11 protein-coding genes are annotated in these 23,386 nt (G+C 62.2%); 5 read left to right on the top strand and 6 right to left on the bottom strand.

All coding sequences use genetic code 11. From position 1 onward, the window contains the following. Window positions 1–32: 32 nt before the first annotated feature. Window positions 33–3,986: a trifunctional transcriptional regulator/proline dehydrogenase/L-glutamate gamma-semialdehyde dehydrogenase gene (gene putA, locus BLP82_RS23450; protein ID WP_092173507.1), complete on the bottom strand. Its 3,954-nt coding sequence runs from the start codon at window positions 3,984–3,986 to the stop codon at window positions 33–35. A gap of 462 nt (window positions 3,987–4,448) precedes the next feature. Here putA and putP point away from each other — a divergent pair, with 462 nt between their 5' ends. The 4 genes from putP (at window position 4,449) to BLP82_RS23430 (ending at window position 10,056) form a co-directional block, all read left to right on the top strand. Further along, complete coding sequence (gene putP, locus BLP82_RS23445; RefSeq protein WP_092173502.1) at window positions 4,449–5,933, top strand: sodium/proline symporter PutP; 1,485 nt, start codon at window positions 4,449–4,451, stop codon at window positions 5,931–5,933. 416 nt (window positions 5,934–6,349) lie between these two features. After that, the gene (locus BLP82_RS23440) at window positions 6,350–8,407 is read left to right on the top strand and encodes a type VI secretion system Vgr family protein (RefSeq protein WP_092173497.1); all 2,058 of its coding nucleotides are present in this window, start codon (window positions 6,350–6,352) and stop codon (window positions 8,405–8,407) included. Further along, window positions 8,404–9,135: a DUF4123 domain-containing protein gene (locus BLP82_RS23435; protein ID WP_170842366.1), complete on the top strand. Its 732-nt coding sequence runs from the start codon at window positions 8,404–8,406 to the stop codon at window positions 9,133–9,135. Before BLP82_RS23440 ends, BLP82_RS23435 begins: the two co-directional genes overlap by 4 nt. 81 nt (window positions 9,136–9,216) lie before the next feature. Continuing rightward, complete coding sequence (locus BLP82_RS23430) at window positions 9,217–10,056, top strand: 23S rRNA (adenine(2030)-N(6))-methyltransferase RlmJ (protein ID WP_092173492.1); 840 nt, start codon at window positions 9,217–9,219, stop codon at window positions 10,054–10,056. Window positions 10,057–10,205: 149 nt separating this feature from the next. On the opposite strand, the gene msrA is transcribed toward BLP82_RS23430, so the two are convergent. From msrA to aceE, 5 genes are all read right to left on the bottom strand, one after another. Next, on the bottom strand, window positions 10,206–10,853 hold the full coding sequence (gene msrA / locus BLP82_RS23425; protein ID WP_092173488.1) for a peptide-methionine (S)-S-oxide reductase MsrA: 648 nt from the start codon (window positions 10,851–10,853) through the stop codon (window positions 10,206–10,208). 108 nt (window positions 10,854–10,961) lie between these two features. After that, window positions 10,962–13,655 (bottom strand): putative bifunctional diguanylate cyclase/phosphodiesterase, encoded by a 2,694-nt coding sequence (locus BLP82_RS23420; RefSeq protein ID WP_092173483.1) that lies wholly within the window; start codon window positions 13,653–13,655, stop codon window positions 10,962–10,964. A gap of 182 nt (window positions 13,656–13,837) precedes the next feature. Next, window positions 13,838–15,229, bottom strand: coding sequence for an alkaline phosphatase D family protein (locus tag BLP82_RS23415; RefSeq protein ID WP_092173479.1), 1,392 nt, complete (start codon window positions 15,227–15,229; stop codon window positions 13,838–13,840). 381 nt (window positions 15,230–15,610) lie between these two features. Continuing rightward, window positions 15,611–17,257, bottom strand: a complete 1,647-nt coding sequence (gene aceF / locus BLP82_RS23410; protein WP_092173475.1) for a dihydrolipoyllysine-residue acetyltransferase — start codon at window positions 17,255–17,257, stop codon at window positions 15,611–15,613. An 11-nt stretch (window positions 17,258–17,268) separates the two neighbouring features. Continuing rightward, window positions 17,269–19,914: a pyruvate dehydrogenase (acetyl-transferring), homodimeric type gene (gene aceE, locus BLP82_RS23405; RefSeq protein WP_060739476.1), complete on the bottom strand. Its 2,646-nt coding sequence runs from the start codon at window positions 19,912–19,914 to the stop codon at window positions 17,269–17,271. A 382-nt stretch (window positions 19,915–20,296) separates the two neighbouring features. On the opposite strand from aceE, the gene glnE reads away from it, so the two are divergent. Further along, entirely contained in the window at window positions 20,297–23,248 is a 2,952-nt protein-coding gene (glnE, locus tag BLP82_RS23400; RefSeq protein ID WP_092173470.1) for a bifunctional [glutamate--ammonia ligase]-adenylyl-L-tyrosine phosphorylase/[glutamate--ammonia-ligase] adenylyltransferase, read from the top strand. Window positions 23,249–23,386: the final 138 nt, after the last annotated feature.

The following is a 23,386-nucleotide window of genomic DNA, read 5'->3' as shown; positions in this document are numbered from 1 at the left end:
CACCCATTGCAGGTGCCTGGTCTACAGCGGGTTTAGCCGATGGTCATCAGGCTGGCGTTACCACCTGCGGCCGCGGTATTGACGCTCAAGGCCCGCTCGATCACCAAACGCTCCAACGCAATGTTGGTCTCGCCCTGGGACAAACCATGCACCCCGATGATGGCGCCGGCACGCTTGGCCACTTGCTGGCAAACGCCCCGCAGTTGGTCCGAGTCGCCGTGGTGCAGGACCGCGTCGAACAGCACATCGTCCTTGGTCCAGTCGGCAACCCGTTGGATGCGTGCCTGAATCTCTTTCGGCAAGCGGGTGAACAAGGCCTTGCTGGTGTCGGTTTCCGGCCACACGGCCGAGCCGCCCACGGCCAGTACGGCCGCCAGTTGCGTCAGCAGGTCGCCTTCCACGTCGGCCAGGCACAGCACGTGCTCGCGCGGCAGGATGGCGTAGCTGTTGCGTTCGCCGGTCGGGCCGGTCAACTGGCGGGTGATGCCGCTTTGCGATTGGGCCGCGAACTGCACGCACAGGGCGCTCAGTTCAGCGAGCTTCTGGCTGTCGGCCCAGGCTTGCAGGGCGGTCAGCGGTTTGCTCATGGCATCGCGCAAGCGCAGGTCCGGCGCAACCAAGGCGTCGCCACGGACGAAGGACTGCTGGATCGCGTCGGTAGGACGAGTCGACAGCAGGCGGTACAGGTACAGCGGGCCACCGGCCTTGGGACCGGTGCCCGACAGGCCTTCGCCACCAAACGGCTGTACACCGACCACGGCGCCGACAATGTTGCGGTTGACGTAGACGTTACCGGCATGGACGTTGTCGATGACCTTGGCGATGGTTTCGTCGATGCGCGTGTGCACGCCCAGGGTCAGGCCGTAGCCGGAGGCGTTGATCTGGTCGATCAACTGACCCAGTTCCTTGCGCTTGTAGCGCACCACGTGCAGCACCGGGCCGAAGATCTCCCGCTGCAGCTCGTCGAAGCTTTCCAGCTCGATCAGGGTCGGCATCACGAAGGTGCCGCGCTTGCACTCGTCGCTGTCGGCGATCGCCATCTGGTACACGGTGCGACCTTTGTCGCGCATGGCCTGGATGTGTTTCTCGATGCCAGCCTTGGCTTCGGCGTCGATCACCGGGCCGATGTCCACCGACAGGCGCTCCGGGTTGCCGAGGCGCGATTCGGCCATGGCGCCCTTGAGCATTTCGATGACGCGGTCGGCGGAATCTTCCTGCAGGCACAGGACCCGCAGGGCCGAGCAACGCTGGCCGGCACTGTCGAAGGCCGAGGACACGACGTCGATGACCACTTGTTCGGTCAGGGCCGAGGAGTCGACGATCATCGCGTTCTGGCCGCCGGTCTCGGCGATCAGCGGGATCGGCCGGCCCTGGTTGTCCAGGCGACCGGCGATGTTGCGTTGCAGCAGGCGGGCGACTTCGGTGGAGCCGGTGAACATCACGCCTTTGACCCGATCGTCGCCGACCAGGCGGGCGCCAACGGTTTCGCCACGGCCCGGCAGCAGTTGCAGGACGCCTTCCGGAATGCCGGCTTCGAGCATCAGGCGCACCGCCTGGGCCGCCACCAGCGGCGTCTGCTCGGCGGGCTTGGCCAGAACCGGGTTGCCGGCGGCCAGTGCGGCGGCGACCTGGCCGCTGAAAATCGCCAGCGGGAAGTTCCACGGGCTGATGCAGACCACCGGGCCGAGAGGGCGGTGGGCGTCGTTGGTGAAATCGTTGCGTGCCTGCACCGCGTAATACCGCAGGAAGTCCACGGCTTCACGCACTTCCGCGATAGCGTTGGCGAAGGTCTTGCCGGCTTCACGGGCCAGCAGGCCCATCAGTGGCTGGATCTCGCCTTCCATCAGGTCGGCGGCACGCTCGAGGATCGCGGCGCGCTCGGCCGGTGGCGTGGCCTGCCAGATCGGTGCGGCGTTGAGGGCGCACTGGATGGCGTTGTCGACGTCGGCAACCGTGGCTTCCTGCACGTGGCCGACCACATCGCGGTGATCAGACGGGTTCAGCACCGCTGCCGGGGTTTCTTCGCTGGCAGCGCAACCGAGCATCGGCGCGGCTTTCCAGTCGTTATGGGCAGTGGCCAGCAGGGCGCAGGACAGCGACGCCAGGCGATGCTCGTTGGCCAGGTCGATGCCGCTGGAGTTGGCGCGGTCGCTGCCGTACAAGTCGCGCGGCAGCGGAATGCGCGGGTGCGGCAGGCCGAAGCCGCCTTCCAGGGTTGCCATCTGCTCGATGCTGGCCACTGGATCGGCCACCAGTTCCTGAATGGAAATCGACTGGTCGGCGATGCGGTTGACGAACGAGGTGTTCGCGCCGTTTTCCAGCAAGCGGCGTACGAGGTAGGCCAGCAGTGTTTCGTGGGTGCCGACCGGGGCGTACACACGGCACGGACGGTTCAGCTTGCCTTCGGAAACCTTGCCTACAACTTGTTCGTACAGCGGTTCACCCATGCCGTGCAGGCACTGGAATTCGTACTGGCCCGGGTAATAGTTCTGACCGGCGATGTGGTAAATGGCCGACAGGGTATGGGCGTTGTGCGTGGCGAACTGTGGGTAGATGACTTCCGGCACCGACAGCAGTTTGCGCGCGCAGGCGATGTAGGACACGTCGGTGTACACCTTGCGGGTGTAGACCGGATAGCCTTCCAGGCCTTCGACCTGGGCGCGCTTGATCTCGCTGTCCCAGTACGCGCCTTTTACCAGGCGAATCATCAGGCGGTGGCGGCTGCGCCGGGCCAGGTCGATGACGTAATCGATCACGTACGGGCAACGCTTCTGGTAGGCCTGGATCACGAAGCCGATGCCGTTCCAGCCGGTCAGCTGCGGCTCGAAGCACAGGCGCTCCAGCAGGTCCAGGGACAGTTCGAGGCGGTCGGCTTCCTCGGCGTCGATGTTCAGGCCGATGTCGTATTGCTTGGCCAGCAGGGTCAACGACAGCAGGCGCGGGTACAGTTCGTCCATGACGCGCTCGTACTGGGCGCGGCTGTAGCGCGGATGCAGGGCCGAGAGCTTGATGGAAATGCCCGGGCCTTCATAAATCCCACGGCCATGGGACGCTTTGCCGATCGAATGAATGGCTTGTTCATACGAGGCCAGGTACTTCTGGGCGTCATGTTCGGTGAGCGCCGCTTCACCCAGCATGTCGTAGGAATAGCGGAAACCCTTGGCTTCGAACTTGCTGGCGTTGGCCAGGGCTTCGGCGATGGTTTCGCCGGTGACGAACTGCTCGCCCATCAGGCGCATGGCCATGTCGACGCCCTTGCGGATCATCGGTTCGCCGCTCTTGCCGATGATGCGGCTCAGGGAGGAGGTCAGGCCCGTTTCGTTATGGGTGGCGACCAGCTTGCCGGTCAGCAACAGGCCCCAAGTGGCGGCATTGACGAACAGCGACGGGCTGTTGCCCAGGTGCGGCTGCCAGTTGCCGGTGCTGATCTTGTCGCGGATCAACGCATCACGAGTGCCTTTGTCCGGGATGCGCAGCAGCGCCTCGGCTAGGCACATCAGGGCTACGCCTTCCTGGGACGACAGGGAAAATTCCTGCAGTAAGCCCTGAACGATACCGGCACGGCCGCCGGCACTTTTCTGGTTACGCAGTTTTTCCGCAATCGAAGCCGCCAGCTTGTTGGTGGCTTCGGCCATTTCCACTGGCAGGCGGGCCTGCTCGATCAGCATCGGCACCACTTCCGGCTCAGGGCGACGGTAAGCGGCGGTAATGGAGGCGCGCAGGACCGATTGCGGCAGGATGCTCTCGGCAAATTCGAGGAAGCATTGGTGAGCATGGTCGACCTGTACGTCGCCGGCATCATCGCTGTCGGCACGGGGTGAACCGTTCAGCTCGGTCAGGGTTGCACCACCCTCGAGTTTTTCCAGGTAATTGAAAATTGCCTGCTTGATCAGCCAGTGCGGCGTGCGATCGATCGAGGTTGCGGCCGCCTTGAGGCGTTCGCGGGTCGGGTCATCGAGTTTGACCCCAAGGGTGGTGGTAGCCATATTTTTATCCTCATGTTTACCACGTATGGCGTGGCATCAGCTGGCGGCAAGATTAGCTGCGCGATGATTGAGGTGCAACCGGGTGCAACCCTTTTTTTCTTGAAATGACAGGCAGCTCATCCGGAAGCCAGGGCGTGCCCGCCAATCCTGCACCGGCTTAGTGCTTTGGCTTCTAGTGATGCCCTGCGGACTGCACTAAAAGGGAGCAAAAAACGACGATTTTGCGATAAAACCGATCAGGTGCAACTTATTCGAGCGAAACTGGTTGCACCTTATTTGATTTGTTGAATAGCATTCGCGGCCAAGGTGCAACCGGCTCCAAGCCGAGGGGCATCGGCTGATGGCTTTCCTGGGGAAACATCAGTCATAAATTCGCGGGACTGCAAATCGTCGCTACAACGTCTGCGTTGTCGGCGCTTCCAACTGCCACCGCACCATAAAAACAAAGCCAGGGCGTAACTCATGAGTGTTAGTAATCCCACCTTGATCACTTTCGTGATCTACATCGCAGCCATGGTCCTGATCGGCCTGATGGCTTACCGCTCCACCAATAACCTTTCCGACTACATCCTGGGCGGTCGCAGCCTGGGCAGCGTGGTCACGGCATTGTCCGCCGGTGCTTCCGACATGAGCGGTTGGTTGTTGATGGGTTTGCCGGGTGCCATCTATATGTCTGGCCTGTCGGAAAGCTGGATCGCCATCGGCCTGATCGTCGGTGCCTACCTGAACTGGCTGTTCGTGGCCGGCCGCCTGAGGGTGCAGACCGAGCACAACGGTGACGCCCTGACCCTGCCGGATTACTTCTCCAGCCGCTTCGAAGACAAGAGCGGCTTGCTGCGGATCATCTCTGCGGTAGTGATCCTGGTGTTCTTCACCATCTACTGCGCTTCCGGCATCGTGGCCGGTGCCCGTCTGTTCGAAAGCACCTTCGGCATGTCCTACGAGACCGCATTGTGGGCCGGTGCTGCCGCGACCATCGCCTACACCTTCGTTGGCGGTTTCCTGGCCGTGAGCTGGACCGACACCGTGCAAGCGACCCTGATGATCTTCGCGCTGATCCTCACGCCAATCATCGTTCTGCTGGCCACTGGCGGCGTGGACACCACCTTCCTGGCCATCGAAGCGAAAGACCCTACTTCGTTCGATATGCTCAAGAACACCACCTTCATCGGCATCATCTCGCTGATGGGCTGGGGCCTGGGTTATTTCGGCCAACCGCACATCCTGGCGCGCTTCATGGCGGCGGATTCGGTCAAGTCGATCGCCAATGCCCGTCGCATCTCCATGACCTGGATGATCCTGTGCCTGGGCGGCACCGTGGCCGTGGGCTTCTTCGGTATCGCTTACTTCTCGGCGCACCCCGATGTGGCCGGCCCCGTGACCGAGAACCCAGAGCGCGTGTTCATCGAGCTGGCAAAACTGCTGTTCAACCCATGGATTGCCGGTGTACTGCTGTCGGCCATCCTGGCGGCGGTGATGAGTACCCTGAGCTGCCAGTTGCTGGTGTGCTCCAGCGCCCTGACCGAAGACTTCTACAAGACCTTCCTGCGCAAGAGTGCTTCCCAGCTGGAACTGGTCTGGGTCGGTCGTGCCATGGTGTTGCTGGTGGCCTTGGTCGCCATTGCCCTGGCCGCTAACCCGGAAAACCGCGTCCTGGGTCTGGTGAGCTACGCCTGGGCTGGTTTCGGTGCTGCCTTCGGCCCGGTTGTCCTGATCTCCGTCATCTGGAAGAACATGACCCGCAATGGCGCGCTCGCCGGCATTCTGGTGGGTGCAATCACCGTGATCGTCTGGAAGCATTTCGCGCTGCTGGGCCTGTACGAAATCATCCCGGGCTTCATCTTCGCCAGCCTGGCCATCTACCTGGTCAGCAAGATGGGCTCGCCTACCGCAGGTATGCTGCAGCGCTTCGACGCGGCGGAAAAAGATTTTCGTCTGAACCAGTAAGGTCTTCAGTGGGGCTTTGAGCCCGCTGAGTTCTGTAGGAGCTGGCGAAGCCTGCGATCTTTTGATCTTTCACTTGAGGCTCAAGTGTCTGGAGAAAGATCGCAGCCTCGCTCCGCTCGACAGCTCCTACCGCTGGGCTCGCGAGCTATATAGAGATAGAGCCCGGACACAGCGTCCTGGCCGTTCCAGAGCTCCGATTGCCGCATCAGGAACCATCCGCCGTCAGATCGTTGCAAGAAACTGCTGATTCATGTGTAGGACGGCGGCGATGCTTCGAATGTCTATCGGAAAATGCATCACGCTTTGCAGCTTTTACCTTCGTGGATGTAGGGCAAATCTGTTTTTCCTGACCTCCCATACACGTCCCCTACTGCTCGTGCAGAATCCCCCGCCTCCATTCAGCAGAGGCACATCGGATGTTCCCGCCTGCCAATCCACCGCGTTTCACGCTGACGCTCGACAGCGGGCCGAATGAACTCAAGGTACTGGAGTTCAAGGGCACGGAAACCATCAGCCAGCCCTATCGCTTTGACGTGGAACTGGTCAGCGAGCGCTGCGACCTGGTACTGGAAGAACTTCTGCATCGCCAGGCATTCCTGCGGTTCGATGGCCGGGGAGGGGGCGTGCACGGTCAGGTCTATAGCGTAGCCCAAGGCGATTCAGGCAGACGCCTGACCCGTTACCAGGTCAGTCTGGTGCCGCGCCTGGCCTACTTGCGCCACCGTATCAACCAGCGGATTTTCCAGCACTTGAGCGTGCCCGATATCGTCGCCCGGGTGTTGAAGGAACATGGGGTCCTGGAGGGGGCCTTCCAGTTCATCCTCGCAGGGCACTATCCCGAGCGTGAATACTGTGTGCAGTACGCCGAAAGCGACCTGGCGTTCATCGAGCGGATCTGTGCCGAAGTCGGTATCCACTATCACTTTCGGCACCGCCCTGACGGCCATCTGCTGGTGTTCGGCGACGATCAGACCGGGTTTCCCCGCCTGCCCGACTCGACGCTGTACCTGGCGGACAGCGGGATGGCTGCCGACGCGCCGGCCATCAAGCGTCTGGCGGTGCGGCTCCAGACCCGCGCCACGGCCGTAACGTTGCGCGACTACGACTTCCGCAAGCCCGGCCTGTTGTTGCAAACCCACCTCGACAATCGGCAGTTGCCAGCGCTCGAAGACTATCGCTACCCCGGTGGGTTCTGCGACCGGGACGATGGCAAGCACCTGACCCGGCGTGCCCTTGAGCGTCACGGCGCCGATCATCGCGTGGCCCAGGGCAGCAGCGATGACAGTGCTTTCGTCAGCGGACATTTCGTGCGCATCAAGGGCCATCCCAGGGAGCAGTGGAACGATCTCTGGCTCCTGACGCATATCGACCATCATGGCCGTCAACCCCAGGTGCTGGAAGAAACAGCCGCCGCCGGCCCGGACGAATTCCAGGGCTACAGAAACACTTTTCTCGCCACACCGTGGGACGTGTTTTTTCGGCCGCCCCTGCACCCTGAAAAGCCCCGTGCCCACGGTTATCAGTCAGCGGTGGTGACCGGGCCGGTGGACAGCGAGATCCATTGTGATGAATTCGGGCGGGTCAAGGTGCAACTGGCCTGGGATCGCGACGGCCAGCGCGACGAACATTCCAGTTGCTGGCTGCGAGTGGCCTCGGGTTGGGCCCATGATCACTATGGTGCAGTGCTGATTCCCCGGGTCGGCATGGAAGTTTTGGTGGGGTTCATCGATGGCGACGTGGACAAGCCATTGGTGGTGGGTTGCCTGCCCAACGGCGCCAACCCGGTGCCGTTGGACCTGCCGGCGGACAAGACCCGCAGTATTTGGCGCAGCCAGAGCAGTCCCGGTGGGGGAGGCTATAACGAGTTGCGTATCGAGGACCGCAAGGGGGCCGAGGAAATCTACCTGCGGGCCCAGCGCAACTGGACCCAGCACGTGCTGCACGACCAGCGGGTGCAGGTCGATCACGAGCGCAGCATCGTCGTCACCGGTACGGCACGGCACGAACTCAAGGCCGATGAGCAGCGCGTTACCCATGGCCGGCGCCAGGCTGAAGTCCGCCAGGACGATCATCTGCTGGTGGGCGGCGAGCGGCATGTTCGCGTGACCGGCCAGGTCCTGAACGCCAGCCGGCAGTTTCATGTCAGCGCCGGCCAGCAAGTGGTCCTGGAAGCTGGCGCCAGTGTGACCCTCCAGGCTGGCGGTCATTGGATCAACATTGGTGCCGACGGGATTTTCAGCAGCGTGCCGATCGAGGTCGGTGGGGCGCCGATGGCGGTCATGGGGGCGGAGGCGGGTTGGCCGGTCAGCTCCGGGCAGCAGGTCGCTGCGCCGGCCCCTCGGCTTTCCCTGGCGCAAATCCTCAGCTTCCAAGGCTCGGCGCCGTTCTGCGAGGAGTGCGAGCGGTGCAGAAACGGCGTTTGCGCAGGGCCATCGGTCTTTCACAAAACTGTCGACACACAGGAGCGCCCATGAACAGCGGCCAAACGCCCCGCGCCTGGCTTGAACGCCATCCGTTGCAGGCGTCCGAGCAACTTTTCGCCATTTTCAGCAATGCCAGCAGCGCTGGGGCGTTGGCGGCCTGGCGCCGTTCGATGGCCGCGACACCCACGGCGATCTGGGCCGACACGCCGTACGCCGAGTGGGAAGCGGTCATGCCCTATGTAGGGCTTGTTCGCGCGGACTGTGGGTTTCTTGATTGGATAGCGACCGCCGACTCGCTCGATTGGGGTTGGCTGGCGGTGTCGTGTGCCAGCCAGGAAACCCTTGCCGAGCATTTGCGTGGGGTGACGCAGGTGCTGTTGCCGGGTGGCAAGCCGGTTTTCCTGCGTTTTTGGGATGGGCGCTTCATGGGACCGATCCTCCAATCGACGGCGGTGGATGGCGGGGAGCTCCTGCCTGTCATCAATCGTTGCCTGATCAACGCTCAATCCCTTGAGCTCATGGGAAATGCCCAGCGGCCGGTCCAGACTTTTCCTTGGTGGGAAGTGCCGGTGGCGCTGCTGGACGCCATGACCGAGATCCCGACGAATTGTCTGGTGGATAACTTGCTCACGTGGCTTGGCCAGGAGCATCCGTCTCTGTGGGAGCGGGTCGACCAGCGCATCCTGCGACGCAAGATTGCTCACTTTCTTGAGCGATCGAAGCCAGTTGTCGCGCCAAAGGCGCCCTTGCAGGCGTACTTGCTGCGGGAGCTGGGCTGATCGTGGCGTGTCCGCCGGGCTGCCAACCCCTGACGTTCGACGCGCTTCAAGGTAAACTCGTTGCCCTTCGCAGGAGCCGCCATGAATTATCGCCACGCTTTCCACGCCGGCAATCACGCCGACGTGTTCAAACACCTGACCTTGACCCGCCTCATCGCGCTGATGTCGCGCAAGGAACAGCCCTTCGCCTACCTAGACACCCACGCGGGCATCGGGCTGTACGACTTGCAGGGTGACCAGGCCAACCGTACCGGTGAGTACCTGGAAGGCATTGCGCGGTTGTGGGGCGAGGGCGACCTGCCGCCATTGACTGCCGATTACATGAAGGTGCTGCGCGAGATGAACCCGGACGGGCAACTGCGCTACTACCCGGGCTCGCCGGAACTGGCGCGGCGCCTGACTCGTCCCCAGGACCGTGTGCTGCTCAACGAAAAGCACCCTGAAGACGGCGTGTTGCTCAAGGACAACATGAAAGGCGACCGTCGCGTGGCGGTGCACCTGGGTGAAGGCTGGCATGTGTCGCGGGCGTTGCTGCCGGTGGCCGAAAAGCGTGCCTTGATGCTGATCGATCCGCCCTTCGAGCAGCTTGACGAGATGCAGCGCTGCGCCGCCTCGCTCAAGGAGGCCATTGGCCGGATGCGCCAGACGGTGGCGGCCATCTGGTACCCGGTGAAGGACCAGCGGATGTTGCGTCGCTTCTACCAGGACCTGGCCGGCACGGGAGCGCCGAAGCTGTTGCGCGTGGAGCTGCTCGTGCACCCACTGGCGACGCCCAACAGCCTGAACGGCTCCGGCCTGGCGATTGCCAATCCGCCATGGGGGCTGGAAGAAGAGTTGCGTGAGCTGCTGCCGTGGCTGTCGAAAAAGCTGGGGCAGACCCAGGGCGGGTGGCAGATGGATTGGCTGATCGCTGAGAGCTGATCATTGAGCCAATGTATTCAGGTTGTCTGGAAGGACGCCTTCGCGAGCAAGCCCGCTCCCACACTGGATCTGAGGCGTACGCAAGAGTCGTGTACGCCGCCAGACCTGTGGGAGCGGGCTTGCTCGCGAAGCTTTTCAGGGCCCGACAGTCAGATCGGGCAGGTCACGCCGGTCCCGCCAATCCCGCAATAGCCTTCCGGGTTCTTCGCCAGGTACTGCTGGTGATAGGCCTCGGCGAAGTAGAACGTCGGTGCTTCTTCGATTTCGGTGGTGATGGTGCCTTTGCCGGCCTTGGTCAACTCGGCCTGGAAGACTTGCTCGCTGTGTTTGGCCGCCGCCAGTTGGTCCGGGGTGGTGGCATAGATCACCGAACGGTACTGGGTGCCGATGTCGTTCCCCTGGCGCATGCCCTGGGTCGGGTTGTGCAGTTCCCAGAACATCTTTAGAAGTTGTTCGTAGCTGACTTTCGCTGGTTCGTAGACCACCAGCACCACTTCGCTGTGGCCGGTAAGGCCCGAGCAGACTTCTTCGTACGTCGGGTTCGGGGTGAAACCACCGGCGTAACCCACCGCGGTACTGACCACGCCTTCGCGCTGCCAGAACTTGCGTTCCGCGCCCCAGAAGCAGCCGAGGCCGAAGATCGCGAAATCCACGTCCATGGCAAATGGGCCCAGCAGGGGCGCGTCGAGGACGAAGTGTTTGTCCGGCACAGTCATCGGGGTTTCACGGCCAGGCAGGGCTTGTTCTTGAGTAGGAAGCACGTTTTTATTCACCAGGATTTCCGAGCGCAAGACCATTATCAGTCCTCTTAGGGAGGCAGCTGCAAGTCGCAAGCTGCAAGCTACAAGTGGTGAGAGTGTGCCATCGTTTGCTTGAAGCTTGAAGCTTGAAGCTTGAAGCTTGAGTTATACGAGCGGCCCACGCGGGTAGCGCTTGAGCTTTTCGACCAGCTCCGCGCCGGGGATGGGACGGTCGAACAGGTAGCCCTGGCCGACGTCGCAGCGGTGACGCCGTAGGAACGCCAATTGCTGGGCGGTTTCGATGCCTTCGGCCACGACCTTGAGTTTCAGGTTGTGGGCCATGGCGATCACCGCCGAGGTGATTTCCATGTCGTCCTGGTTGTCCGGGATCTCATGGATGAAGCTGCGATCGATCTTGATGATGTCGATCGGGAATTTTTTCAGGTAGCTCAGGGATGAGTACCCGGTGCCAAAGTCGTCCATGGCCAGGGTCAGCCCCAGGCGCTTGAGCTGGTCGAGCTGTAAGTGGGTATCTTCGGTGGCCTCCAGCAGCAGGCCTTCGGTCAACTCCAGTTCCAGCAGCCGGGCCGGCAGTTGTTCCTCCTTGAGGATGCTGGCGATGGAGGCGACCAGATCCGGGTCGGAGAACTGCTTGGGCGACAGGTTGATCGCCACTTGCAGGTTACCCAGGCCGGCCGCGGTCAGCTGTTTGCTCATCCGGCAGGCCTGGCGGGCGATCCATTTGCCGATGGGAATGATCAGGCCGGTTTCTTCGGCCACACTGATGAACTGGTCCGGGCGGATCATGCCCTTTTCCGGATGGTTCCAGCGCAGCAGTGCCTCCATGCCCAGCAGACGGCCGCTGCGCAGGCACAACTTGGGCTGGTAGAACACGTCCAGTTCGTTCTGGGTCAAGGCGCGACGCAGGTTGTTTTCGACGAACAGCTTGTAGCTGGCCTCGGCATTCAGCGCCTCGGTGAACACCTGGACCTGATGCTTGCCGTTGGCCTTGGCCTTGTGCAGGGCGAGGCCGGCGTTGCGCATCAGGGTCTGCGGATCACGGCCGTGCAGCGGCGCGCAGGCCAGGCCTACGGAGCCGGTCACACTGATCAACTGGTTGTCGACGAACATCGGTTTGTCGAGGGTCATCAGCAATTGGCTGGCGATCTGCTGCCCGGCCTCCAGGCTCGTGTCGTCCAGCAGCACGGCGAACTCGTTACTGGCGAATCGCGCCAGGCTGCCGCTGGGGCTCAGGCTGTTGCGCAGGCGCCGGGCCAGGCTGATCAGCAGCTTGTCGCCGGTCTGGTGACCGAGGCTGTCGTTGATGCGCTTGAAGTTGTCGATGTCCACCAGCAGCAGGCTGATGGGCGAGTCGCTGTCCCGGGCAAAGCGCTCATCGAGGTTGCGAATGAACGCCGGGCGGTTGCCCAGGTTGGTCAGGTTGTCGGTGTAGGCCAGGCGCTCGATGCGCTGCTGGGCCAGTTTGGTCTGGGTGATGTCTTCGTAGATGCCGATGTAGTGGGTCAGCTCGCGGTTGTCGCCGTAGACCTTGGAAATCGACAACTGGCCCCAGTAGGGTTCCAGGTTCTTGCGCCGGCTCTTGAACTCGCCCTGCCAACTGTTGCTCTGGGCCAGCGCCGAGGGCGCGTCGAACAGCAGCTCGCTGAGGTTCTCCAGGGCCGGCAGTTCCGAGAGGCGTTGGCCGTGGACTTCCTCGGTGGTGTACTGGGTGATCGCAGTGAAGCTTGGGTTGACGTACTCCACCACTCCGTCGCAATTGACCAGCAGGAACGCGTTGGCGCTTTGCTCCACGGCGCGCTGGAACAGGTGCAGGGCGCTGGTGGCGGTGCGGCGGTTGTGGTTGTTGATGACCTGGGCGAACTGGTCCGCCAGTTCGCCGGCGAAGGCGATCTCATCCGACTGCCAGGCGCGGGTGGCCCCCACTTGTTCCAGGCACAGCACGCCCACCACTTGGCCGTCGATGCGCACGCTGGCGTCGAGGATGGCGTTGACGTCGCGGGCGCGCAGGCTCTCGGCCATCTCCCGGGTGCGTGGGTCGCGCATCGCATTGTGGGCGTCGATGGCACGACAGGTCTGCAGCGCCTCCATGTAGTCGGGAAACTCGCTGGCGTCGATGACTGCCGGCAGGAAGTACTCCTGGGAGGCGCGGTTGTAGGCGGAAATCGGCACCAGTTTGCCGTCATCCAGGTTCCAGATACTGGCGCAGTCGATCTGGTAGATGTCGCAGGCGCTGCGGGTAATGAGTTCGGCCGCTTCGAGCAGGGAGTTGTTGGCGCTGTAGCGTTGGCGGGTCAATAGCAGGATGAGGTCTTGTTGGGCACGTACCCGGTCCAGGTGCTGGAGCTGCTCTTGCTGGGCGCGCTGGTTCAGTTCCAGGGCGATCTGCAGGCGCGAGTTCTGGGTTTCCAGGTCCAGGGCCGGCAGGGAGGGTTCACTTTGCAGCAAATTGTCCACCACCAGCAAGTAACCGCGCAGCAGATGACGATTGTGCTGTCTGTAGGTTTCGCCCGTCTCCAGCACATTCATCGGGCCCTTGGCGGTGTGGAGCGTGTAGCGAATCTGGTAATGCGCGGCCTGGGCCAGTTGCTGCTGGATGGCGTCGTGCAATTGATAGCGCGCTTCGGGCTCCATCAGGCTGGCGTACGGCGAGCTGACCAGCGAGCACAGTTCCACCGCCGGCAGGCCGAAGTGTCGCTCGCAATTGGGATCGAGAAACAACAGCGCCCAGCTAGCTTCATTCAGCCGTTCGAAACGCAGCATACCGAGCCGCGCGGGCACCGGTAACTGCGTCACTACCTCGGCCGCCATACGGCTGGCGGCATCGGGTTGGCTTTTCATGGGGAAACTCGCTTCGAAAATGCTGATCGCGCCGGGCTGACGCCCTCGTTATTACGGATTGGCGCAAGGTTGCATCATTGCGGCACTGGCTGACAAGAGAGATGAAGGCCAAGTGCTATAAACCTTTTATCGGCCGACAAAGGGATTTCTCCAGTCGCCAGCCGATCAGAGGGCATGGAAGTTCATCGCAGCGCAATATCGATCGTCTGCAAGGGCTCGCCGTCACGGTCGTGGAAGGTGACATGAAGGCTCTGCGCCGTGACCTGCAGGCGGGCGAAGTTGTCCTGGCTCACCACTGCGCTGGTCAGTTCATAGCGGTACTCCCCGCTGTCCGTACGGGCCATGGGCCTGTGGAAAATAAAATCCGCGGCTTTTGCAAAAGGCAGCAATTTGCTGTTGTAGAACGGCGAGGAAACGACGGTGTTGACCTCGAAATCAGGATCCTGAGTGTGACGCAGGCGGCTGGTCATCGAGCCGTGAACGTCACCCGAGATGAACACCACGTTTTTGATCCGGTGGCGGCGGATGGTTTCCAACAGGCGCAAGCGTTGTTCCGGGAAGGCCTGCCAGGCATCGCCGTCATTGCGCTGGCGGTCAGGGAAAAACATCACGCTGGTGACGACGAGCTTGACCCGGGCGGGGCTGCTGAGGAGCCATTCGAGCAGGGATTGCTCCTGGTCCGCGTCGAGGATGCGCCGATCGTCCGCCGACAGGTTGCGTTGCGTCCGGCTGTCGGTGACGAACCAGTGGATATCGCCATGGGCAAAGGTGTACCAGTAGCGGGTCAACGACCTGTTCAATGTTCCGTCGCTCGACAGTTCATGGGCGGGCCCATGGCTGGCCTGGTAAAGCCCATAGGCGCTCATGGCATTGGCATACAGGACGTCGTCGTGGCCGGTTTTCCTGGCGGGCCAGTTGTCTTCGATTTCATGGTCGTCGAGGATCATGTAGGTCGGCGTGCCAGACATCAGCTTGCTGATGTGCGGCTGGGTAAATACCGCTCGGTATCTGAAGAGGATGTGTTTATAGCTTCGGTCCGGGCCGATGATATTCAAGTCATCGAGATAAACCTGGTCTCCGGTCATTAACACCGCGCTGATCGGTGGGTCGGCCTGTTCGACGATGCGATTGATGCCGGCAAAGGTGCGATCCCCAAGGCTGGGGAACAACGGGGTGCTGGCGGCGATCCGCAAGTAGCGACATGAGCCGACGATGTAAGCCCGTGGCGTATCGGGTTTGTCGGCCGGCGTGTGCAAGCAATAGGTGTTCCGAGGCCATTGCAGTGGCAGTTCCTGGATGGTTTCCACGGTATGGGTCGGGCTCAAGGGGCTGAGCCAGCCGGCCTGGTATTCATAGGCGGTGTCGGGTTGAAGGTCTTTCAACACGATCACATCGGACATGTCGCGGTAGGCCTTCAATTGGACAAAGTGCCCTTTTGACCAGCGTGTGTCTCCTCGACGCCGGTGTCGTATACCGGCAAATACCCGGTTGTTGCCGTGATCGCCCCGCAGGAATATCCGGGCATGGTCAGTGGTCGTGTGCCCGACAATGGGGCCGACGGTAGGTTTGAACATATTCGAATCCATTCGAAGTTTTAGTCGGTGGGTGCAAGCATCAAGTGGCCTTGGCGGTTTTGATGCTAAAGCCCGGCGCGCCATAAATATCGACGGGGAAGGGGGCGCAAGTTGTGGGCAATGACTAATAGGGGCTGTAGTCATTTAAAACTTGCGGGGTAGGAAATGCCGCTATCGCGAGCAAGCTCGCTCCCACAGGAGCACCGCAAATCCACTGTGGGAGCGACTTGCTCGCGATGCGGCCGCCACATACAACACCCATGCACCTGGCTCGAATGCCAGGCAAAAAAAGCCCCGCCAAACGGACGGGGTTGAGGTACGAGCGTGGCGCTCGGAAAACGGTGCTCCGAATGGCCCTCCCCAAGGGAGGGCCGCCCGGTGTTACAGCAGGATGGTGCGGATGTCGCCCAGCAGGTCGCTCAAGCGCTTGGTGAAGCGTGCAGCGGCGGCGCCGTTGATCACACGGTGATCGTAGGACAGCGACAGTGGCAGCATCAGCTTCGGCTGGAAGGCCTTACCGTCCCAGACTGGCTGGATGGTGGCCTTGGAAACACCCAGGATCGCCACTTCCGGCGCGTTGACGATCGGCGTGAAGCCGGTGCCGCCAATGTGACCGAGGCTGGAGATGGTGAAGCAGGCGCCCTGCATGTCGTCGGCGGTGAGCTTCTTGTTCCGGGCTTTTTCGGCCAGGGCAGCGGCTTCGCCAGCCAGTTGCAGCAAGCTCTTCTGGTCGACGTTGCGGATGACCGGTACCAGCAGGCCTTCCGGGGTGTCGACGGCAAAGCCGATGTGCACGTATTTCTTGCGGATCACAGCCTTGCCGCTTGGGGCCAGGGAGCTGTTGAAGTCCGGCAGTTCCTTGAGCAGGTGCGCACAGGCCTTGAGCAGCAGTGGCAGCACGGTCAGCTTCACGCCGGCCTTTTCCGCCACGGCTTTCTGCGCGACGCGGAAAGCTTCCAGCTCGGTGATGTCGGCCTGGTCGAACTGAGTCACGTGTGGAATGTTCAACCAGCTGCGGTGCAGGCTCGACGCGCCGATCTGCATCAGGCGAGTCATGGCCACTTCTTCGGTTTCACCGAAGCGGCTGAAGTCCACCGCCGGGATCGGCGGGATGCCCGCGCCGCCGGTGGCGCCTTCGGCCGGTGCGTTCTTGGCCTTCTGCATCATGGCCTTGACGTAGGCTTGCACGTCTTCCTTGAGCACACGACCGTGCGGGCCGCTTGGGCCAACGGCCGACAGCTCGACACCGAATTCACGGGCCAACTGACGCACCGCCGGGCCTGCGTGCACCTTGGCACCGCTTGGCGCAGGCGCGGCGGCGACAGGGGCAGGCGCAGGCGCAGCTTCGGCCTTGGTGGCAGGCGCTGCGGCAGGCGCTGGCGCTGCTTCAGCCTTGGCGGCAGGTGCAGCGGCCGGGGCTGGCGCAGCAGGTGCCGAGGCACCCGCCACTTTGAGCTTCAGGATCAGATCGCCGGTGCCGACTTCGTCTTCCAGCTTGATCTCGACGCTTTCCACCACACCGGCGGCCGGCGATGGGATTTCCATGCTGGCCTTGTCGGATTCCAGGGTGATCAGCGACTGATCGGCTTCGACGGTGTCGCCGACCTTGACCAGCACTTCGATGATCTTGGCCTTGCCCGACGAACCGATGTCCGGGACATGAATGTCCTGGACCGTGGCCGCGGCAGGCGCAGCGGCCGGAGCGGGAGCTGCTTCGGCGGCCGGTGCGGCGGCAGGCTTTTCAGCCGCCGCCGGGGCAGCGGCGGGAGCGGCCGCTTCAGGCGCCGCAGCGGCGCCCTCGACTTCCAGCTCCAGCAGTTCGTCGCCTTCTTTCAGGCGATCGCCCAGCTTCACTTTCAGGCTCTTGATGACACCGGCCTTCGGCGCAGGCACTTCCATGCTGGCCTTGTCCGATTCAAGCGTCAGGATGCTCTGGTCGGCTTCGATACGGTCGCCGACCTTCACAAACAGTTCAATTACTTCACCTTCACCGCTGCCGATGTCAGGTACGCGAATGAGTTCGCTCACGAAAATTCTCCTCAGCAGTCCAGTGGGTTGCGTTTTTCCGGATCGATGCCGAACTTGGCGATGGCTTCGGCCACCACTTTAGGTTCGATATCGCCACGGTCAGCCAGGGCTTCCAGGGCTGCCAACACAACGAACTTACGGTCGACTTCGAAGAAGTGACGCAGCTTCTTGCGGCTGTCGCTACGGCCGAAACCGTCGGTGCCCAGCACCTTGAATTCCTTGGAAGGAACCCACTGGCGGATCTGCTCGGCGAACAGCTTCATGTAGTCGGTAGAGGCGATGACCGGACCTTTGCGGCCGTTCAGGCACTCTTCGACGTAGCTCAGCTTTGGCTTCTGGCCAGGGTGCAGGCGGTTGCTGCGCTCTACGGCCAGGCCGTCGCGACGCAGTTCGTTGAAGCTGGTGACGCTCCAGACGTCGGCACCGACGTTGAACTCTTCACGCAGGATCTTCGCGGCTTCACGCACTTCGCGCAGGATGGTGCCCGAGCCCATCAACTGGACGTGGTGCGCCGCTTCGCGGGTGTCTTCTTCCAGCAGGTACATGCCCTTGACGATGCCTGCCTCGACACCGGCCGGCATGGCTGGCTGCTGGTAGGACTCGTTCATCACGGTGATGTAGTAGAAGACGTCCTGTTGCTCTTCGGTCATCTTCTTCATGCCGTCCTGGATGATCACCGCCAGCTCGTAGCCGTAGGTCGGATCATAGGTGCGGCAGTTCGGGATGGTCCCGGCCAGCATGTGGCTGTGGCCGTCTTCGTGCTGCAGGCCTTCACCGTTGAGGGTGGTGCGGCCGGCGGTGCCGCCGATCAGGAAGCCACGGGTACGGCTGTCGCCAGCGGCCCAGGCCAGGTCGCCGATACGCTGGAAGCCGAACATCGAGTAGAAGATGTAGAACGGCAGCATCGGCTGGTTGTGGCTGGAGTACGAAGTACCGGCGGCAATGAAGGAGCTCATGGCGCCCGCTTCGTTGATGCCTTCTTCGAGGATCTGGCCCTTCTTGTCTTCGCGGTAGAACATCACCTGGTCTTTATCGACTGGCTCGTAGAGCTGGCCGACGGACGAGTAGATGCCCAACTGACGGAACATGCCTTCCATACCGAAGGTACGGGCTTCGTCCGGGATGATCGGGACGATGCGCTGGCCGATTTCCTTGTCCTTGACCAATTGCGCGAGGATCCGCACGAAGGCCATGGTGGTGGAGATTTCACGGTCGCCCGAACCGTCCAGGATCGCCTTGAGGGTCTCCAGTGGCGGGGTCGGGACGCTGAAGCTCTTGGCGCGGCGCTGGGGCACGAAACCGCCCAGTGCGGCACGGCGCTCGGCCAGGTAACGGGCTTCGGCGCTGCCTTCTTCGGGCTTGAAGAACGGCAGGTTTTCCAGCTCGCTGTCCTTGACCGGAATGTCGAAGCGGTCGCGGAACAGCTTCAGGCTGTCGACATCGACTTTCTTGGTGTTGTGCGCAGTGTTCTTCGCTTCGCCGGCACCGGTGCCATAACCCTTGATGGTCTTGGCCAGGATGACGGTCGGCTGTTCTTTGTGATTGACCGCCTGGTGGTATGCCGCGTAGACCTTGTACGGGTCGTGGCCGCCACGGTTGAGTTTCCAGATCTCGTCGTCGGACAGATCGGCAACCATCGCCTTGAGTTCAGGCGAGTTGAAGAAGTGCTCGCGGACGAACGCGCCGTCCTTGGCCTTGTAGTTCTGGTACTCGCCGTCGATGACTTCGTCCATGCGGCGTTGCAGGATGCCGTCGACGTCCTTGGCCAGCAGTGGGTCCCAGAAACGGCCCCAGATGACTTTGTTGACGTTCCACTGGGCACCACGGAACACGCCTTCGAGTTCCTGGATGATCTTGGCGTTGCCGCGAACCGGGCCGTCGAGGCGCTGCAGGTTGCAGTTGATGACGAAGATCAGGTTGTCCAGCTTCTCGCGGCCGGCCAGGGAGATCGCGCCCAGGGATTCCGGCTCGTCGCACTCGCCGTCGCCCATGAAGCACCAGACTTTCTGCTTGCCTGGCTGGATGAAACCGCGGGCTTCCAGGTACTTCATGAAGCGCGCCTGGTAGATCGCCTGGATCGGGCCCAGGCCCATGGACACGGTCGGGAACTGCCAGAAGTCCGGCATCAGCCAAGGGTGCGGGTACGAGGACAGGCCGTTGCCGTCCACTTCCTGGCGGAAGTTGTTCATCTGGTCTTCGGTGATGCGGCCTTCCATGAACGCACGGGCGTAGACGCCTGGCGATGCGTGACCCTGGAAGTAGATCAGGTCGCCGCCGTGTTCGTCGGTCGGGGCCTGGAAGAAGTAGTTGAAGCCGATGTCATACAGCGTCGCGCTGGAGGCGAAGCTGGAGATGTGACCGCCCAGGTCAGAATCTTTCAGGTTGGTACGCATGACCATGGCCAACGCGTTCCAGCGTACCAGCGAGCGAATGCGGCGTTCCATGAACAGGTCGCCAGGCATGCGTGCTTCGTGGGTAACGGGGATCGTGTTGCGGTACGGCGTGGTGATGGCGTAGGGCAGTTGCGAGCCGCTGCGGGTCGCGAGTTCGCCCATACGGGTCATCAGATAATGAGCACGGTCTTCGCCTTCTTTGTCGAGAACCGATTCCAGGGCGTCCAGCCATTCCTGGGTTTCGACGGGATCGAGGTCTTGCATGGCTTGCTCCAGGGCGGAAAGGCTACCAGAATCGGTTGCCTGAGTTTGCGACTGGCCTTGTGGGCAGACGATATAAATTCTTGGATTGCCGAAGGTTGTTTCGGCGGCGTGTAGTTTTACTACAAATCGTCGGCCGTTTCAGCCTTTCGAATGTATAGACGAGTAGTAAAACTACACATGAGCGGCGTATGGCCCCTCATTTCGTTGTGAGAATAATCGTTACCGTTGGTCTTTAGCCAACACGAACAGGTAAAAACTTGATGCCGGCTGCCAATAAAATCAGATTTTCAGCTATTTATCATCTTTGTTCGACAGTCGATCAGGTAGTGTCTTCTGAAAAAACACTACATCCAGCCTCTCCCGCGCCGATCAAGGATAGACCATGAGCCTGCCTTCGCTTGCCCCAATACCGGAAATGGTACCGGCCATTCTCCAGTCATTGGTCAGCCGTGCCGAGCAGTCGTTCCGTGCGGCGGTCGCCTCCCTCGACGACGATCGCGGGCTTTCGGCCTGGACCCCGCAACGCTGGGAAGCGTTCAGCCGTATTGCCGCCGCCAGCGACTTTGTCATCGAGCAGAGTGTCCGTGACCCGGCGATGCTGCTGGAGCTGGTACGCAGCGGCGAACTGGACCGCAGCCTGGCGCCCGGTGAAATGCGCGCGCAGATTGCCGCCGCCGTGCTGGCCGCCGAAACCGAAGACGAACTGGGGCGCGTCCTGCGCCGCCAGCGTACCCGCCAGCAGGTACGGATCATCTGGCGCGACCTGAACCGTCAGGCCGATCTGGTCCAGACCTGTCGCGATCTTTCAGACATGGCCGACACCTGCATCGACCAGGCTTACCACTGGTTGTACCAGCGCCTCAGCCAGCAATTCGGTACGCCCACCGGACGGCGCAGCGGCGAGCCGCAGCAGATGGTCATCCTGGGCATGGGCAAGCTGGGTGCCGTGGAGCTGAACCTGTCGTCGGACATCGACCTGATCTTCGCCTACCCCGAGGGCGGCGAAACCGTGGGCGTCAAGCGGCCGCTGGATAACCAGGAATTTTTCATCCGCGTTGGCCAGCGCCTGATCAAGGCCCTGGACCCGATGACCGTCGACGGCTTCGTGTTCCGCGTCGACATGCGCCTGCGCCCCTACGGTTCGGCGGGTGCGCTGGTGTTGAGCTTCAATGCCCTGGAGCAGTATTACCAGGACCAGGGCCGCGACTGGGAGCGCTACGCCATGATCAAGGCGCGGGTGGTGGCGGGCGACCAGGTGGCCGGCGCGCAATTGCTCGACATGCTGCGCCCGTTCGTCTATCGGCGTTACCTGGATTTTTCCGCCATCGAAGCGCTGCGCACCATGAAGCAACTGATCCAGCAGGAGGTGCGGCGCAAGGGCATGGCCGACAACATCAAGCTGGGCTCGGGCGGTATTCGCGAGGTGGAGTTCATTGCCCAGGCGTTCCAACTGATCCATGGCGGTCGGGACTTGAGCTTGCAGCAGCGCCCGTTGCTCAAAGTGTTGAGCACCCTGGAGGGCCAGGGCTACCTGCCGGCCAAGGTGATCGACGAGCTGCGCCAGGGCTATGAGTTCCTGCGTTATACCGAGCATGCGATCCAGGCCATCGCCGACCGCCAGACCCAGATGCTCCCGGACAGCCCGCAGGATCAGGCACGCATTGCATTCATGCTGGGGTTCGCCGACTGGTCGGCCTTTCACGAGCAGTTGATGTACTGGCGCGGGCGCGTGGCCTGGCATTTCGGCCAGGTCATCGCCGACCCGGATGAAGAAGAGGGCGGCGAAAGCGAAGTGGTGGTGGGCGGCGAATGGTTGCCATTGTGGGAAGACAGCCAGGATGAAGGGGCGGCGTGCCGTCAGTTGGAAGAGGGCGGCTTCGCCGATGCGCCCAAAGCCCTCAAGGCCCTGGCCGCCCTGCGCGCCAGCCCGCAGTTGCGCGCCATGCAACGCTTGGGGCGCGAGCGCCTGGATGCGTTCATTCCACGCCTGTTGGCCCAGGCTGTGGAGCATGCCGATCCGGACCTGGTGCTGGAGCGGGTACTGCCCTTGGTGGAGGCCGTGGCTCGCCGTTCGGCCTACCTGGTGTTGTTGACGGAAAACCCCGGTGCCCTGCGGCGCTTGCTGACGCTGTGCGCGGCGAGCCCGTGGATTGCTGAGCAAATCACCCGTTTTCCGTTGCTGCTCGATGAGCTGCTCAACGAAGGTCGGCTGTTCAAGCCGCCCCTGGCACCGGAGTTGGCCGCGGAGTTGCGTGAGCGCCTGACGCGCATTCCCGAGGATGACCTGGAGCAGCAAATGGAGGCGTTGCGGCATTTCAAGCTGGCGCACCGCCTGCGGGTGGCGGCTTCGGAAATCGCCGGCAGCCTGCCGCTGATGAAGGTCAGCGATTACCTGACCTGGCTGGCCGAGGCGATTCTCGAGCAAGTGCTGGCCCTGGCCTGGCGCCAGACGGCCGCCAAGCACGGCGTGCCACTGCGCACCGACGGCAGCCTGTGCAATCCGGGCTTCATTATTGTCGGTTATGGGAAAGTCGGTGGCCTGGAATTGGGGCATGGTTCCGACCTGGACCTGGTGTTCATCCACGATGGCGACCCGCAGGCGGAAACCGACGGCCCGAAACCCATCGACGGCGCGCAGTTCTTTACCCGGCTCGGTCAGCGGATCATTCACCTGCTGACGGCCCAGACCAACTCCGGGCAGCTATATGAAGTGGACATGCGTCTGCGGCCTTCCGGGGCGTCGGGGCTGCTGGTCAGCTCCCTTGGGGCGTTTGCCCGTTATCAGGAGAGCGAAGCCTGGACCTGGGAGCATCAGGCGCTGGTGCGAGCCCGTGTGCTGGTGGGCAGCCAGGATGTGGGCCAAGCGTTCGAGGAGGTCCGGGTCCAGATACTGGGACGCAAGCGTGACTTGCCGACGCTACGCCAGGAAGTCAGTGAGATGCGCGCCAAGATGCGCGACAACCTTGGCAGCAAGACCACCGCCGCCGGGACTGCGGCGAATGCCTTCGAGGCCACGGCGCCCTTCGACCTCAAGCAGGATGCCGGAGGTATCGTCGATATTGAATTTATGGTGCAATACGCGGCCCTGGCGTGGTCCCAAGAGCATCCATCGCTGGTGCGCTACACCGATAACATCCGCATCCTGGACGGGTTGCAAGAGCTCGGGTTGATGCCGGCCGAAGATGCCACGCTGTTGCGCGAAGCCTACAAAGCCTACCGCTCCGCCGCCCACCGCCAGGCCTTGCAGAAAGATGCCGGGGTGATTGCAGGCGACCAGTTCGTGGATGAGCGTCGGCAGGTATTGAGGATCTGGCGGGAACTGGGGCTGAGCTGAAGCTTCAAGTAATGTGGGAGCGAGCTTGCTCGCGATAGCGGAGTGTCAGGCGACATGGATGTTGAATGGGCAGGCCTGATCGCGAGCAAGCTCGCTCCCACAGTGGATTTGTGGTGCTGCACGGTACTTGAAACCTAT

This window comes from Pseudomonas sp. NFACC37-1, assembly GCF_900101575.1.
Classification (GTDB): Bacteria; Pseudomonadota; Gammaproteobacteria; order Pseudomonadales; family Pseudomonadaceae; genus Aquipseudomonas; species Aquipseudomonas fluorescens_AA.
The sequence above is the reverse complement of the archived record's forward strand: the minus strand, read 5'-3'. Positions and strand labels throughout refer to the sequence as shown.

Bases quoted from the DNA above. Each gene is read 5' to 3' on its own strand.
- aceE (WP_060739476.1), bottom strand. From the start codon at position 19,914: ATGCAAGACCTCGATCCCGTCGAAACCCAGGAATGGCTGGACGCCCTG.
- BLP82_RS23440 (WP_092173497.1), top strand. From the start codon at position 6,350: ATGTTCCCGCCTGCCAATCCACCGCGTTTCACGCTGACGCTCGACAGC.
- BLP82_RS23430 (WP_092173492.1), top strand. From the start codon at position 9,217: ATGAATTATCGCCACGCTTTCCACGCCGGCAATCACGCCGACGTGTTC.
- putA (WP_092173507.1), bottom strand. From the start codon at position 3,986: ATGGCTACCACCACCCTTGGGGTCAAACTCGATGACCCGACCCGCGAA.
- BLP82_RS23415 (WP_092173479.1), bottom strand. From the start codon at position 15,229: ATGTTCAAACCTACCGTCGGCCCCATTGTCGGGCACACGACCACTGAC.
- putP (WP_092173502.1), top strand. From the start codon at position 4,449: ATGAGTGTTAGTAATCCCACCTTGATCACTTTCGTGATCTACATCGCA.
- BLP82_RS23435 (WP_170842366.1), top strand. From the start codon at position 8,404: ATGAACAGCGGCCAAACGCCCCGCGCCTGGCTTGAACGCCATCCGTTG.
- BLP82_RS23420 (WP_092173483.1), bottom strand. From the start codon at position 13,655: ATGAAAAGCCAACCCGATGCCGCCAGCCGTATGGCGGCCGAGGTAGTG.
- msrA (WP_092173488.1), bottom strand. From the start codon at position 10,853: ATGGTCTTGCGCTCGGAAATCCTGGTGAATAAAAACGTGCTTCCTACT.
- glnE (WP_092173470.1), top strand. From the start codon at position 20,297: ATGAGCCTGCCTTCGCTTGCCCCAATACCGGAAATGGTACCGGCCATT.